This window comes from Sphingomonas fucosidasi (assembly GCF_036663855.1).
Taxonomy (GTDB): domain Bacteria; phylum Pseudomonadota; class Alphaproteobacteria; order Sphingomonadales; family Sphingomonadaceae; genus Sphingomonas; species Sphingomonas faeni_B.
Genome location: NZ_JAXOJR010000001.1, coordinates 146252 through 160775 on the forward strand (window position 1 = coordinate 146252; position 14524 = coordinate 160775).

At 65.3% G+C, this 14524-nt stretch carries 14 protein-coding genes and 2 tRNA genes; 14 read left to right on the plus strand and 2 right to left on the minus strand.

Annotated elements, in window-relative coordinates:
• Positions 1-58: 58 nt before the first annotated feature.
• The 8 genes from U1737_RS00680 to U1737_RS00715 all read left to right on the plus strand — a co-directional run bounded on the left by U1737_RS00680 (position 59) and on the right by U1737_RS00715 (position 6366).
• Positions 59-135 (plus strand) — tRNA-His (locus U1737_RS00680).
• Between the two features lie 111 nt (positions 136-246).
• Entirely contained in the window at positions 247-1296 is a 1050-nt protein-coding gene (locus tag U1737_RS00685) for a Leu/Phe/Val dehydrogenase (RefSeq protein ID WP_248521194.1), read from the plus strand.
• Positions 1297-1515: 219 nt separating this feature from the next.
• The gene (gene ccmC / locus U1737_RS00690) at positions 1516-2241 is read left to right on the plus strand and encodes a heme ABC transporter permease CcmC (RefSeq protein WP_332795226.1); all 726 of its coding nucleotides are present in this window, start codon (positions 1516-1518) and stop codon (positions 2239-2241) included.
• Between the two features lie 97 nt (positions 2242-2338).
• Positions 2339-2785: a cytochrome c maturation protein CcmE gene (gene ccmE / locus U1737_RS00695; protein ID WP_248521190.1), complete on the plus strand. Its 447-nt coding sequence runs from the start codon at positions 2339-2341 to the stop codon at positions 2783-2785.
• Positions 2782-4695, plus strand: a complete 1914-nt coding sequence (locus U1737_RS00700; protein WP_332795227.1) for a heme lyase CcmF/NrfE family subunit — start codon at positions 2782-2784, stop codon at positions 4693-4695. Before ccmE ends, U1737_RS00700 begins: the two co-directional genes overlap by 4 nt.
• The gene (locus U1737_RS00705) at positions 4692-5219 is read left to right on the plus strand and encodes a DsbE family thiol:disulfide interchange protein (RefSeq protein ID WP_248521186.1); all 528 of its coding nucleotides are present in this window, start codon (positions 4692-4694) and stop codon (positions 5217-5219) included. Before U1737_RS00700 ends, U1737_RS00705 begins: the two co-directional genes overlap by 4 nt.
• 125 nt (positions 5220-5344) lie before the next feature.
• A complete protein-coding gene (locus U1737_RS00710) occupies positions 5345-5725 on the plus strand; it encodes a cytochrome c-type biogenesis protein (protein WP_332795620.1) in 381 nt (126 codons plus the stop codon).
• A complete protein-coding gene (locus U1737_RS00715; protein WP_248521181.1) occupies positions 5725-6366 on the plus strand; it encodes a tetratricopeptide repeat protein in 642 nt (213 codons plus the stop codon). Before U1737_RS00710 ends, U1737_RS00715 begins: the two co-directional genes overlap by 1 nt.
• A gap of 44 nt (positions 6367-6410) precedes the next feature.
• Here U1737_RS00715 and U1737_RS00720 read toward each other — a convergent pair whose 3' ends face one another.
• Both U1737_RS00720 and ald read right to left on the minus strand, forming a co-directional pair.
• Positions 6411-6626 carry a DUF3072 domain-containing protein gene (locus tag U1737_RS00720; protein WP_332795228.1) on the minus strand — a complete coding sequence of 72 codons (216 nt, stop codon included), beginning with the start codon at positions 6624-6626 and terminating at the stop codon, positions 6411-6413.
• Between the two features lie 50 nt (positions 6627-6676).
• Positions 6677-7783, minus strand: coding sequence for an alanine dehydrogenase (gene ald, locus U1737_RS00725; RefSeq protein WP_332795229.1), 1107 nt, complete (start codon positions 7781-7783; stop codon positions 6677-6679).
• Positions 7784-7910: 127 nt separating this feature from the next.
• Between ald and U1737_RS00730 the strand changes: the two genes are divergently transcribed.
• The 6 genes from U1737_RS00730 to U1737_RS00755 all read left to right on the plus strand — a co-directional run bounded on the left by U1737_RS00730 (position 7911) and on the right by U1737_RS00755 (position 14521).
• The gene (locus U1737_RS00730) at positions 7911-8351 is read left to right on the plus strand and encodes an Lrp/AsnC family transcriptional regulator (protein WP_332795230.1); all 441 of its coding nucleotides are present in this window, start codon (positions 7911-7913) and stop codon (positions 8349-8351) included.
• A 262-nt stretch (positions 8352-8613) separates the two neighbouring features.
• The gene (locus U1737_RS00735; RefSeq protein WP_443027071.1) at positions 8614-10512 is read left to right on the plus strand and encodes a potassium transporter Kup; all 1899 of its coding nucleotides are present in this window, start codon (positions 8614-8616) and stop codon (positions 10510-10512) included.
• A gap of 2 nt (positions 10513-10514) precedes the next feature.
• Positions 10515-11027 carry a 2'-5' RNA ligase family protein gene (locus tag U1737_RS00740; protein WP_332795231.1) on the plus strand — a complete coding sequence of 171 codons (513 nt, stop codon included), beginning with the start codon at positions 10515-10517 and terminating at the stop codon, positions 11025-11027.
• A 66-nt stretch (positions 11028-11093) separates the two neighbouring features.
• A tRNA-Met gene (locus U1737_RS00745) sits at positions 11094-11170 on the plus strand.
• A gap of 181 nt (positions 11171-11351) precedes the next feature.
• Positions 11352-13736: an FdhF/YdeP family oxidoreductase gene (locus U1737_RS00750; RefSeq protein WP_332795232.1), complete on the plus strand. Its 2385-nt coding sequence runs from the start codon at positions 11352-11354 to the stop codon at positions 13734-13736.
• Entirely contained in the window at positions 13733-14521 is a 789-nt protein-coding gene (locus U1737_RS00755) for a formate/nitrite transporter family protein (RefSeq protein ID WP_332795233.1), read from the plus strand. Before U1737_RS00750 ends, U1737_RS00755 begins: the two co-directional genes overlap by 4 nt.
• The last annotated feature ends 3 nt before the right edge of the window (positions 14522-14524 follow it).

Genomic DNA, 14524 nt, shown 5'->3' on the forward strand with positions numbered 1-14524 from the left:
AGGCAAGTCGACGGTTGACGCAGGGCGGCGACCCCCGCTAGGGGGCGATGCCTACGCGGCGGTCGTAGTTCAATTGGTTAGAGCGTCGGCTTGTGATGCCGGATGTTGCGGGTTCAAGTCCCGTCGGTCGCCCCATTTTTTCGATATTTTTGAAGAGCCCCCGTATCCGGGCGCTTTGGGCTGGTAAAACCGGCAAGAAAATAATATTTCGCCTCCCGGTAATTTTATTCTCCTCAGGAGCCGGCGATGACAGCGGTTTGGGACCTTCCCGATTTCGACGACCACGAGGGCGTTCATGCCTTCACCGATCCCGAATCGGGCCTGCGCGCGGTAATTGCGCTGCACTCCACCAAGCTGGGACCGGCAGCTGGTGGTACGCGCTTCTGGCATTATGCCGATAACGGTCGCGCGGTGACCGACGCGCTGCGCCTGTCGCGCGGCATGAGCTTCAAGAACGCGATGGCCGGGCTCGAACTCGGCGGCGGCAAGGGCGTGGTCCTCGCGGCCAAGCCCGGCGATGTCATCACGACGGCGCAGCTCGAGGCGTTCGGCCGCGCGGTCGATTCGCTCGGTGGTCGTTACGTGACGGCGGAAGACGTCGGCATGTCCGAAGAGCGGATGAAGGTAATCGCTACGCAGACGCGCTACGTCTCCGGCCTGCCGGTCGCGAGCGGCGCTGCCGGCGGCGATCCCGGACCGTACACCGCGCTCGGCATCTATCTCGGCGTGAAGGCGGCGGCACAGCGCGGCCTCGGCGCGACCGACATGAAGGGCGTGCGCGTTGCGATCCAGGGCGTCGGGTCGGTCGGCGGCGGGCTCGCGCGGTTGCTCGCCAAGGACGGCGCGGTGCTGACGCTAGCGGATGTCGACGAGGGCCGTGCGCAGAAGCTGGCCGGTGAGCTCGGCGCGACCGCGGTGGCGGCCGAGGCGATCCTGACGACCGAGGCGGATATCTTCAGCCCGAACGCGCTCGGTGCGATCCTGACCGAGATGTCGATCGCGGCCTTGAAGGCGAAGGTCGTTGCAGGCGGTGCGAACAACCAGCTGAGCGTCCGCGAAGACGGCGCGCGCCTGCATGCTCGCGGCATCCTGTACGCGCCGGATTATGTGATCAATGCGGGCGGGATCATCAACGTCGGTCTCGAATATCTTGGTCACGGCGACGAAGCCGAGGTGAAGGCACGGATCGCCCGTATCCCCGGGCGCCTGACCCAGGTCTGGGACGAAAGCGACCGCTCCGGCGAGCCATCGTCGGACGTCGCGGACTCGATCGCCAAGCGCCTGATCGGCAGGTAAGTCCAGAAGACTGTTGCTCGTGCTGAGGGTGCGCTAATTACTCCCGTCATCCTGACGAAAGTCAGGATCCTGAGTAACGAAGCGTTGCCCTCAGCGGCTCTGGATCCTGACTTTCGTCAGGATGACGGCGTACGGGGAGAAGCGCCCCCCTCTCCCGAGAAGCGAGGGGCTCTAACTCTCGCGTGACGTCGGCGCATTAAGCCAATAAGGCTACACCCAGTGGCCACCTTACACGCCTTCGCAAACCCCGCGCGCTTCCTGCAGATCGCCAAGCCGTTGACTTCGTTGCTTTTCTGGCTCGGCGTCGCGTTCATCGCGCTCGGCTGCTGGGCAGGCCTGACCCAGACCCCGCCCGATTACCTTCAGGGCGAGACGGTCCGCATCCTCTACATCCACGTCCCCGCCGCCTGGCTGGGCATGGGCGGGTGGAGCGGGATCGCGATCTCCAGCATCATGTTCCTCGTCTGGCGCCACCCGCTCGCCAGCGTCGCCGCACGCGCGATCGCGCTGCCGGGTGCGGTGTTCGCCGCGCTTTGCCTTATGACCGGCTCGATCTGGGGGCGGCCGACCTGGGGGACGTGGTGGCAATGGGACGGCCGGCTGACCTCGATGCTACTGCTGTTCTTCGTCTATCTCGGCTACATGGCGCTGGCGAAGGCCGATGCGGATCGGGGCGGCGACGGGCGGGTGCCGGCGCTGTACGGGATCGCTGGATCGGTGCTGCTGCCGATCATCCGCTATTCGGTGGTGTGGTGGAACACGCTCCACCAGGGCCCCAGCATCGGGCTGACCAAGTCGACCATCGACGGCTCGATCCTGTGGCCGCTGCCGATCATGCTGGCCGGCTTCACCTTCGTGTTCGCGGGGATCGTGCTGATGCGGATGCGGACGATGCTCGCCGTTGCGAAGACCGAAGCCCGCATGCGCAGGATGGCTAGAGCATGAACCCCTGGCCGTTCGTGACTGCCGCCTATGTCGTGACGCTCGGTGGCGGTGCGATCCTCGCGCTGCTGAGCTACCTCGCGATGCGGAAGGCCGAGAAGTGAAGGCCAAGCATCAACGCCTGACGCTTGCGCTGCTGGCGCTCGGCGCGGTCGTCGTTGCGGGCCTGCTCGCGATGTCGGCCCTCAAGGACCAGGCCGCGTTCTTCTACGCGCCCTCCGACGTGCGCCGAGACGGCCTGCCGCTCGGTCGCGCGGTTCGGCTTGGCGGGATGGTCGAGGGCGGTTCGGTGAAGCGCGCTGCGGACGGCATCACCGTCCATTTCGTCGTCACCGACGGGCAGGCAACCACGCCGGTCGTGTTCGCCGGCATCGTCCCGGACCTGTTCCGCGAGAAATCAGGGGTCGTTGCCGAAGGCCAGTTCCAGCCGAACGGCAGCTTCGTCGCCTCGAACCTGCTCGCCAAGCATGACGAGAAATACATGCCACCCGAAATGGCCGGCAAGATGCACGAAACCAAGACACTCGAACCGGACGCCAAGCAGTGATCGCCGAAGCAGGCCTCGCCGCGCTCTGGTTCGCGGGCGCGCTGGCGGCGTTGCAGCTGGTGATGGCGGCGATCGGCATCGCACGCGATCGTGACGACGTGGCGGCGGCCGTACGACCTGTGGCGATCGTCCAGGGGCTGCTTGCGCTGCTGGCGATGGCGCTCCTGATCGAGCTGTTCCTCGACTCCGACATGTCGGTGAAGCTGGTCGTCGAGAACAGCCATTCCGCCAAGCCGTGGCTTTACAAGTTCGCAGGCGCATGGGGGAATCACGAAGGCTCGATGCTGCTCTGGGTGACGATCCTGGGGCTGGCCGGCGGGGCGGTCGCGATCTTCGAACGCTCGCTGCCCGAACGCACGCTGACCGCGACGCTCGGCGCCCAGGCGACGATCGCGCTCGGCTTCTACGCGTTCCTGCTGTTCTCCTCGAACCCGTTCGCGCGGCTCAATCCTTCAGCGCCCGACGGCCTCGGGCTCAACCCACTGCTGCAGGACCCCGGCTTGGCGTTCCATCCGCCGACGCTCTACACGGGGTATGTCGGCCTCTCGGTCGCCTTCTCGTTTGCCGTCGGTGCGCTCGTCACCCGCGACGTGGGACCGGCGTTCGCGAAGGCAATGCGGCCATGGGTGCTGATCGCCTGGATATTCCTGACGCTCGGCATCACCGCAGGCAGCTACTGGGCGTATTACGAGCTCGGCTGGGGCGGCTGGTGGTTCTGGGACCCAGTCGAGAACGCCTCGCTGATGCCGTGGCTCGCCGCGACCGCGCTGCTGCATTCGGTTACCGTTCTCGCGACGCGAGACGGCCTGCGCGCGTGGACGATCATGCTCGCGGTGGTCGCGTTCTCGATGTCGATGATCGGCACGTTCCTGGTCCGCTCGGGCATCCTGACGAGCGTCCACGCGTTCGCGGTCGATCCGGAGCGGGGCGCGTTCATCCTGGCACTTCTCGCTATATACATCGGCGGCGCGCTTGCCCTGTTCGCCGCGCGGATCGGCACGGTGCGGGCTGGCACGACCTTCGATCCGGTCAGTCGCGAAGGCGGGCTGGTCGCCAACAACCTGCTGCTCTCGGTGATCCTCGGCATCGTCCTGATCGGCACGCTCTACCCGATCGTCGCGGCGAGCTTCGACGTGCAGCTGTCGGTCGGTCCACCGTTCTTCAACAAGGCCGCGGGACCGATCGCGTTGCTGCTGGTCGCGGTGATGGCGGTCGGGCCGTTGCTGCGCTGGCGGCGTGACGACGCAAAGGCGGTGCTGCGCCGCGTGATCCTGCCGATTGGCGCGACGCTAGCCGCGGCGATCGCGTTGCTGTTCGTCTGGCCGGGCGTGCTGCCCTGGGCCGGGCTTTCGCTTGCCGCAGGGCTCGCCGTCGCGAGCGTCGCGCCGTTGTGGAAGCGCAACCTTAGGCGCACGCCACTCTTCACCTACGGCATGGTGATCGCACATCTCGGCATCGCGGTGAGCTTGGCGGGGATGGCGTCGGACAGGGCCTTCACCCAGGAAACGCTGGTCGCGGTGCGGACGGGCGAGCCGGCGCGAGTCGGCCCGTACACCGTTACGCTCGACGGCATATCGCCGGTGATCGGCCAGAACTGGTCGGCTTTGGAAGCCCGGCTGACCGCAACGCGGGGCGCAAGCGAGCGCATTCTCCGCCCGCAGCTTCGTTTCTTCGCCAATCCGCCTACCAGCACCAACGAGTCCGCGATCCTGACTGTGCTCGATGGCCAGCTCTACACCGTGCTCGGGCAACCGGACGGGCAGGGGCGGTGGCAGCTTCGGCTCTGGTGGAAGCCGTTCGTGACGCTGATCTGGTTTGGCGGCGTGCTGGTCGCGCTTGGCGGGATGCTGTCGCTGCTCGGCCGGGTGCGGCGCGAGCGGCGGACGACGATGCGGAATCAGTGGGCATGAAGCGTTTCGCACTCTGGGCGCCGCTGGCGATCTTCGCGCTGCTGTTCGCGGTGGTGGCGAGCGGGCTGTTCCGGCCTGCCGAGAAGGTGGTACGGTCGGCGATGGTCGGCAAGCCGCTCCCGGATTTCGCACTGCCGGCAATGGTCCCCGGCAAGCCGGGCTTGAGCAGCGCATCGTTCCGACAGGGCAAGCCGCGGTTGCTCAACGTGTTCGCGAGCTGGTGCATTCCGTGCATCGCCGAGGCGCCGCAACTGATGCGGCTGAGGGCGATGGGCATACCGATCGACGCGATCGCGATCCGCGACACCGCGCCGGCGATCGCCGGCTTCCTCCGCCGTAATGGCGATCCTTACGAGCGGATCGGCAGCGATCGGGCCAGTCAGGTGCAACTGGCGCTCGGCTCGTCGGGCGTGCCCGAGACCTTCGTGATCGACGGCCGCGGGATCGTCGTGAAGCAGATCATCGGCGATATCCGGCCGGAGAATGTGGCGGAGATCGTGCAGGCCGTGAAGGACGCGCGATGAGGTTCGCTCTCCTCCGTCATGCCGGGCTCGTTCCGGCACCCACCGTTGACCTTGATCATAGGCGGATGAGTTTGCGGAACGGTGGATCCCGGAACAAGCCCGGGATGACGGGGGTGGTATTGGCTATGCTGTTACCCACGCCAGCCGTTACCCAACCCGTTACGCCGCCCGCGCACTACGCAAACGTGCAGCTCGCCGACCCCGCGAAGGAAGCGTCCGCGCGCGCGCTCATGGAGACGCTGCGCTGCCTCGTCTGCCAAGGCCAGTCGATCGCCGACAGCGATGCCGACATGGCCGCCGACATGCGTGCACTGGTCCGCGAACGGATCAAGCGCGGTGAGAAGCCTGCGTCGATCCGCGACTGGCTGATCGCGCGCTATGGCGACTATGTGACCTATGATCCGCCGCTGTCGGGGCTGACCTGGCCGCTGTGGCTCGCGCCGATCCTGCTGCTGGGCGTCAGCGGCTGGATCGCGCGATCGAGTTTCCGGCGAAGGACGCGCTGATGGGCTGGGTATGGCTTGCCGCGATCGGTGCAGGCGTGTTTGCGCTGCTCGCAGTGCTGAAGGTCGATCGGCTGCTGTGGACGATGATCGCATCGGCGTTGATGCTGGGTGCGGCAGGGTACGCGTTGCAGGGGCAGCCGGGCCTCGTTGGGCACCCGGTCACGACCGGTCTCGCAGCGACGCCCGACGATGGCGCGATGCTAGAGCTGCGCGATCAGATGCTGGAGCGGTACACCGGAGCGGCAGCGTATCTGGTGGCGGCGGATGCGATGACGCGGATCGGCGATCGCCGCGCGGCGGTTCAGGTATTGCTTGGCGGGATTCGGATCGCGCCGAAGAGCGTGGTGTTATGGACCGGGCTCGCTAACGCGCTGTCCGCGCACGATGCGAACCAAGTTTCCCCGCCGGCGCTGTTCGCGTTTCAACAGGCGACGCGACTAGCCCCGAAGCATCCTGCGCCGCCGTTCTTTCTGGGGCTGGCGTATGTCCGAGCAGGGGAGTTTGTGAAGGCTCGGCCATATTGGGCGAAGGCTTTGGCGCTAACCCCATCGGATATCTCGTATCGCGGTGAGATAGCAGTTCGGCTGGCGTTGCTCGACCGATTGCTTGCTGCTCAGGACGCTGAAACGCCGCGCCAATAATCCCGTCATCCTGGCTTGCGTTGGGATGACGGGATGAAGGCTTACTAACCCCGGCCCGTCTTCGCCTGCAGTTCGTCGATCTTCTTCGACGCATCCGCCTTGGTCAGCGTCTCGTCGAATTCCTCATGCGCTTCCTCAGACAGCGTCTTGAGGTAGCTTGCCTGTGCACCGGTCATCTTCTCGTCGCCAGTGGTCCAGTCGTCCGGGTCCTTCTCGGCGTTCGAGAACGGTTCGGACTTGGGGTTCGGGGTGTCGGACATTGGAAATTCCTTTCCCCTGTCCAACACCGATGTTCCGTATCCGTTCCCTATCAGCCGGCCCAAGCTTCGTACGGTAAACCTAGATCATCCGCGACCGCCTTATACGCGATCTTGCCCTTGTAGACGTTCAGCCCGTTGGCGAGATGCGGGTCGGCCTTCATCGCCGCTTCGGCACCCAGATTGGCGAGCTTCAGCGCGAACGGCAGCGTCGCGTTGTTCAGCGCGAACGCCGAGGTCCGCGCGACTGCGCCTGGCATGTTGGCGACGCAGTAATGGATCACGCCGTCGACCTCGAACACCGGGTCCTCGTGCGTCGTGGCATGCGACGTCTCGAAGCAACCGCCCTGATCGATCGCGATGTCGACCAGCACCGAGCCGCGCTTCATCGTCTTCAGCATCTCGCGGGTGACGAGCTTCGGCGCAGCGGCTCCTGGCACGAGCACCGCACCGATCACCAGATGCGCGTTCTTCACGGCCGCGGCGATCGCGGCCTTCGAAGCGTACGCCGTCTTGATCTGGCTGGAGAAGAACATGTCGAGTTCGGCGAGACGATCGTTCGAAATGTCGTAGATCGTCACGTCGGCGCGCATGCCGACCGCCATCTGCGCGGCGTTGACGCCCGATACGCCGCCGCCGAGGATCGCGACTTTGGCAGGTGCAACACCGGGGACGCCGCCGAGCAGGACGCCACGTCCGCCCTGCTCCTTTTCGAGATAATGCGCGCCGACCTGCACCGACATGCGGCCCGCGACCTCGGACATCGGCTTGAGCAACGGCAGCCCGCGGCGATTGTCAGTGACCGTCTCGTACGCGATGCAGGTCGCGCCGGACTTCATCAGCCCCTCGGCCTGCGGTTTGTCGGCGGCGAGGTGGAGGTAGGTGAACAGCAGGTGGCGCGGTTCGAGCATCGCGATCTCGCCCGGCTGCGGCTCCTTGACCTTCACGATCATGTCGGCGCCGGCGAACACCGCGGCGGCGGTCGGCAGGATCGTCGCGCCCGCGTCGATATAGTCCTGGTCCTCGAAATCGATGCCCGAGCCGGCCTGCGTCTCGACGACGACTTCGTGACCGGCGGCAACCAGTTCGGCGACCGACGGCGGGGTCAAGCCGACGCGATATTCGTGGTTCTTGATTTCCTTGGGGACACCGACGCGCATTGATTCCACTCCATTATCGTTTGCGCGATTGTAGCGCGGCTTGGACGGGAAGGGTTCGCAAACTGGTCGCGGTCAGGTAGCGCATCTGCAAGATAATTGCATCCATTGCCATCGAAGCGGGATAATCTTGAGCAGCACGATCGAGCGCAGGATTTTAGACCTGCTCGCCGCCAATTCCGATCTGACCAGCGCCGAACTTGGCGACGCGGTCGGGCTGTCGGCCAGCGCTGCACACCGCCGCGTCGCGCAACTGCGCGAAAGCGGCGCGATCGTCGGCTACCGCGCGGTCTTGTCGCGTGCGGCGCGCGGCGATCCGAGCATCGTCCTCGTCAACGTGACACTCCGCGACCAGCGCAAGGAGACGATGGCGGCGTTCGAGGCGGAGATCGTCGACTGCCCGCAGGTGGTGCAATGCTTCCTGATGAGCGGCGAGGCGGATTACATGCTCCACGTCGAGATCCGCGACGGCGAGACGTTCGAGCGCATTCACCGCGAGACGTTGTCGCAACTGCCGGGCGTGACGCGGCTCGCCTCGCATTTCGTGATCCGCGAAATCGTCACCCGTTAGCGTTTTCCTGCGAATGCAGGAATCCAGGGCCAACAACGGTAGCGCCCGATACCCTGGGCTCCTGCGTTCGCAGGAGAACGGCAGGGCCCGATCAGCCCCGGTTAATCCACGTTGCCAGCCCCGCCGTTGCCGCCCTCTACCCCTCATGCTAAATGCGCCGGCTTGGGGCACAGGGTGAAATCGGAAATTCGATGATGATTGCTGCACTTCCGGGTCGATTCACCGTCCAGTGAGCGTCGATCAGACCGCCGCGGCTTCGACCGTGCCACCCGCCAATCTCGATCTCGAGACGGGGCATCACCATTCCGACGGCATGCTGAAGCTCGCGTTCGGGGCGATCGGCATCGTCTTCGGTGATATCGGCACGAGCCCGCTCTACGCCTTCCGCGAAACCTTCGCCGGCCACCACAAGCTCGCGCTCGACGCGGCGCACATCATGGGCGTCATCAGCCTGATGTTCTGGTCGATGATGATCGTTGTGACGGTCAAGTACGTCATCATCATCATGCGCGCCGACAACAAGGGCGAGGGCGGTAGCCTCGCATTGCTCGCGCTCGTCTCGGGCAAGACCAAGACGAAGCGGTGGAGCAAGGGCATCATCCTGCTCGGCGTGTTCGCGACCGCGCTGTTCTACGGCGACAGCATGATCACGCCCGCGGTCTCGGTGCTGTCCGCAGTCGAGGGCCTCGCCGTAGCCGCGCCAGCGTTTGCCGGGCTCGTGCTGCCGATCGTGATCGTCATCCTGATCGCGCTGTTCTGGGTGCAGAAGAGCGGCACTGCGCGGATCGGGCTCGTCTTCGGGCCGATCATGCTGGTGTATTTCGGCGTCATCGCGGTGCTCGGCATCCTCAGCATCGTGCAAACGCCCGAAGTGCTCTGGGCATTCTCGCCGCACTACGCGGTCCAGTTCTTCCTGATCGATCCCGAGCGCGCGTTTCTGGCACTTGGTTCGGTCGTGCTCGCGGTCACCGGCGCCGAAGCGCTTTATGCGGACATGGGTCATTTCGGCCGCAAGCCGATCGGCATCTCGTGGCTGTTCTTCGTGTTGCCGGCGCTGATCCTCAATTACATGGGGCAGGGTGCGCTGCTGTTTCGCGACGGTCAGGCGGCGCTGGTCAGCCCGTTCTACAATCTCGCGCCCGAAAGCCTCCAGCTCCCACTTGTCATCCTCGCGACAATGGCCGCGGTTATCGCGTCGCAGGCGGTGATCTCCGGCGCGTTCTCGGTCACGCAGCAGGCGATCCAGCTCGGCTTCATCCCGCGGCTTCGCATCGAGCATACCAGCGCCTCGACGGAGGGCCAGATCTATATCCCGCTCGTCAACGGCGCGCTGATGGTGATGGTCATCCTGCTCGTGCTGTTCTTCCGCACTTCGTCGAACCTCACCAGCGCGTACGGGATCGCGGTGACGGGTGCGATGTTCATCGACACGTGCTTGCTCGGCGTCGTCCTGTTCCGCCTGTGGAACTGGCCGAAGATCGCGGCGATCCCGCTTCTGGCTATCTTCTTCACCGTCGATGGCGCCTATTTCGCGGCAAACCTCACCAAGGTGCCGGCGGGCGGCTGGTTCCCGCTGCTGGTCGGCTTCATCATCTTCACCTTCCTGACGACCTGGTCGAAGGGGCGACAGCTGATGATCGACCGGATGCATGAGGCAGCGATGCCGATAAAGGTGTTCATCGGCTCGGCCGCCAGCTCCGCATCGCGCGTGCCGGGGACCGCGGTGTTCATGACCTCGACCGCCGACGGCGTTCCGCACGCGCTCCTCCACAATCTCAAGCACAACAAGGTGCTGCACGAGCGCGTCATCCTGCTGACGGTAAAGATCGTCGGCCAGCCCTATTGGCCCGCGCATGACCGTGCGGTGCGCGAGGAGCTCGGCGACGGCTTCCATCGCCTGATCCTGCGCTATGGCTTCATGGAGGATGCCGACGTGCCCGCGGCACTGCGCCAGGTCCATACTTGCGGCGCGGACTTCAAGATGATGGACACCAGCTTCTTCCTGTCGCGCCAGACGCTGCTCGCATCGGACAAGCCCGGCATGATGCTCTGGCGCGAGAAGCTGTTCGCGTGGATGCTGCGCAATGCCGAAAGCGCGATGGAGTTCTTCCGGTTGCCGACGAACCGCGTCGTCGAGCTTGGCAGCCAGATCGAGATTTGATCGTGAGTGATGCAGTCGCCCCGATCATCGTCACGGCCTTGTTCGGTCGTCAGGACACCGCGTTCTTCGACTCAATGCGCCGCGAGCATTTCCCGCCCGAGCGCAACCAGCTCGACGCGCATCTGACGCTGTTCCACCATCTGCCGCCGTCGGGGCTCGACGAGCTGAAGCACCGCCTGAACCAGGAGACGCGCGGCATCCGCGCCCCGCAGGCGCGCGTCGGCGGCCTGATGTCGCTCGGCCGCGGCGTCGCCTATCGGATCGAATCCCCCGAGCTTGTGGGCATCCGCGCCCGCCTCGCCGACGCGTTCACCGGCATGCTGACGCCGCAGGACGCCGGCGGCTGGCGTCCGCACGTCACGATCCAGAACAAGGTCAGCCCGCAAGTGGCCAAGCTCCTGCTCGGCAATCTGCAACGCGATTTCGTCTCGAAGGATGTCGAAATCGCCGGTCTGGGCGCATGGTGGTATCGCGGCGGACCGTGGGAAGCGATTTCTCGGCACATGTTCGCTTGACCGTCCGGAAACCGCTTCCTATAGGCCGCGCCTCGCAGGGAAGAATGCTTCCCTGACGGACGGTACGGCGAAGTAGCTCAGTTGGTTAGAGCACGGGAATCATAATCCTGGGGTCGGGGGTTCAAGTCCCTCCTTCGCTACCATTTCGGACCTGGCGCAAGGCGCCGCCGACATATCACCCGCAGACCGACGCAGGCGATCACCAACTGCGGGAAACTCGTCTTCGCAATCGGAAAATGCGCTTCTATTGCCTTGGGTTAATGGTCAGCCTGTGCGCCGCATTCGGGGCGCACGCGTCGGCCCGGCCTTACGGGAGATACGAGTATGCGTGACAAACGCTCTGATGGGCGCCCTGATGGGATCGCCGATTATACGGGTCCGGCCGGCGGCTGGGGCGCGCTGAAGGCGGTCGCCGTCTCGCTGAAGGCACAGCAGATCGTCGTGCGCGGCGGCCAGACTTTGCTCAAGTCGAACCAGCCCGACGGCTTCGATTGCCCAAGCTGTGCCTGGCCCGACCCGAAACACACCTCGTCGTTCGAATTCTGCGAGAACGGTGCCAAGGCGGTCGCGTGGGAATCGACCGCCAAGACGATCGGCGCCGATTTCTTCGCCGCGCATAGCGTATCCGACATCTGGCAGCAGAGCGATCACTGGATCGAGGACCAGGGCCGCGTTACCGAGCCGCTCCGCTACAACGCCGCGACCGATCACTATGAGGTCGTGAGCTGGGACGAGGCCATGCGCGGGATCGGCGCTGGCCTTGCCGCCGTGCCGGACCCGAACCAGGCGGAATTCTACACCTCGGGCCGCTGCTCGAACGAGGCGGCGTTCCTGTTCCAGCTGTTCGTGCGGATGTACGGCACCAACAACTTCCCCGATTGCTCGAACATGTGCCACGAGGCGACCTCGGTCGGCCTTCCCAAGTCGATCGGCATCGGCAAGGGCACCGTCAGCCTCGAGGATTTCGATCACGCCGACCTGATCCTCTCGATCGGTCACAACCCCGGCACCAACCATCCGCGGATGATGGCGACGTTGCGTGAAGTGTCGAAGCGCGGCGGGAAGATCATCGTTTTCAATCCGCTCAAGGAACGCTCGCTCGAACGCTTCGAATCGCCGCAGTCGGTGGTCGAGATGGCGACGATGTCGGCGACCCCGATCGCCAGCAGCTATTACCAGGTGAAGGTCGGCGGCGACGCGGCGGCGCTGAAGGGCATCGCCAAGGCGCTGGTCGCGCTCGACGAGGGGGCCAAGGCATCGGGCGGCGAGCCTGCGCTCGATCATGCGTTCATCGCCGAGCACACTGCCGGGCTCGACGACTATATCGCCGACCTCGCGACCACCGAATGGGCGGACATCGAACGCTCCAGCGGGCTCTCGCGCACCGACCTGGAAGAGGTGGCGCTCGCCTATTCGAAGTCGAAGGCGGCTATCTGCTGCTACGGCATGGGCGTCACGCAGCACCGCACCGGCACCACCAACGTTCAGCAGATCGCCAATTTGCTCCTTCTGCGTGGCAACATGGGCAAGCCGGGTGCGGGCATCTGTCCGCTGCGTGGCCACAGCAACGTCCAGGGCGACCGCACCGTCGGCATCACCGAGCGGCCGATGCCGATGCTGCTCGACAACATGCGCGACGTCTTCGGGTTCGAGCCACCGCGCGAGCACGGCCATTCGGTGGTCGAGAGCATCGCCGCGATGCGCGACGGCAAGGCCAAGGCGATCGTGTGTCTCGGTGGCAATCTCGCGATCGCCTCGTCCGATCCTCAGGCCTGCGCGGAAGGGTTCCGCAACCTCGATCTTGCCGTGCACATCACCACCAAGCTCAACCGCACGATGCTGTTGATGGCGAAGTCGACGTACATCCTGCCGTGTCTCGGCCGGACCGAACTCGACATGCAGGCGACCGGCCAGCAGGCGGTGACGGTCGAGGATTCGATGTCGATGGTCCACGCCTCGCGCGGCTTCCTGATGCCGCCGGGCGAGAACGTGAAGTCGGAGATCTGGATCGTCGGCGAGATCGCCAAGGCGACCTTCGCCGCCAAGGGCCGCGCGCCGATCGCAATCGACTGGGATGCCTATGTCGGCGACTACAGCCTGATCCGCGACAAGATCGAAGCCGTGTTCCCCGCGTTTGCCGACTATAACGCACGCATCCGCAAGCCGGGCGGCTTCCACCTCCCGAATTCGGCGGCGATGCGCGAGTGGAAGACGGACAGCGGCAAGGCCAACTTCATCGTCACCCAGGGCGTCGAGAAGGACGAGAGTGCGGGCGATCCGACCGTGTTGCGGCTGACGACATTGCGGGCGCACGACCAGTACAACACCACCGTCTACAGCCTCGACGACCGCTATCGCGGGGTGTTCGGACGCCGCGACATCCTGTTCATGAACGAGCGCGACATGGCACGGCTCGGGCACAAGGAAGGCGACGTCGTCGATATCGCCACCGCGCTTCAGTTTGCGCGGCCCGATCGTGTCGTCCAGAAGCTGATGCTGGTCCGTTACGCGCTGCCCGACGGCTGCGTCGCCTCTTATTATCCTGAGACGCAGCCGCTGATCGCACTCGAGGATCACGATCCGCAGAGCTTCACGCCTTCCTACAAATCCATTCCGGTGACCGTCCGTCCCGCGGCGGCCGACATGGGTTCGGATCGCGGCGTGGTGCGTGCGGGGATCGTCGGCCAGAAAAGCAAAATCGACGCATGAGCACCGGTTACACGTCGACGATCGACACTTACGCTACCCTCGCCGCGACCAAGGCGGCGGCACTGCGGCGCTCTCCGGCGGGGTTCTTCGCCGGCGCGATCCTTGCGGGTACGTATATCGGCATCGCGATGATCCTCGCGCTCAGCACCGGGTCGGGGCTTGATCCCGGCGTGCGCCCGCTGGTGATGGGGGCGACCTTCGGGCTCGGGTTGATCCTGACCGTGTTCGCGGGCGCCGAGCTCTTCACCGGCTATGTGATGTATCTCGGCTTCGGCCTGGCCAAGCGGACGATCACCGTCGCGGACGCCGTGAAGCTGACCGTCGTCGTCTGGATCGGTAACCTCGTCGGCGGTGTGGTGCTGTCGCTCGTGTTTGCGGCCGGCGGCGGCGGCGCGATCTTCGCGAACGCCGACGCGATGTTCCATGGCTATGTCCAGCACAAGGTGTCCGTCGACGCGACCGCGCCGATGGCACGTGCCATCCTGTGCAACTGGCTCGTCTGCCTCGCGATCTGGACGGCGGCCCGCATGACCGGCGATGCCGCCAAGTGCATCGGCATGGCCTGGATCCTGCTGGCCTTCGTGGCGGCGGGATTCGAACACTCGGTCGCCAACATGACCGCACTGACGCTGGGGCTGCTCGTCCCGGACGCCTCGATCGATATGGTGGGCGTGATCCGCAACCTCGCGATCGTCAGCGTCGGCAACATCATCGGCGGGCTGGTGTTCGTCGTCGGGGGCTATCTCGTTGCGGCCAAGACCGACGTCGTGACGGCCACCAAGTGACGC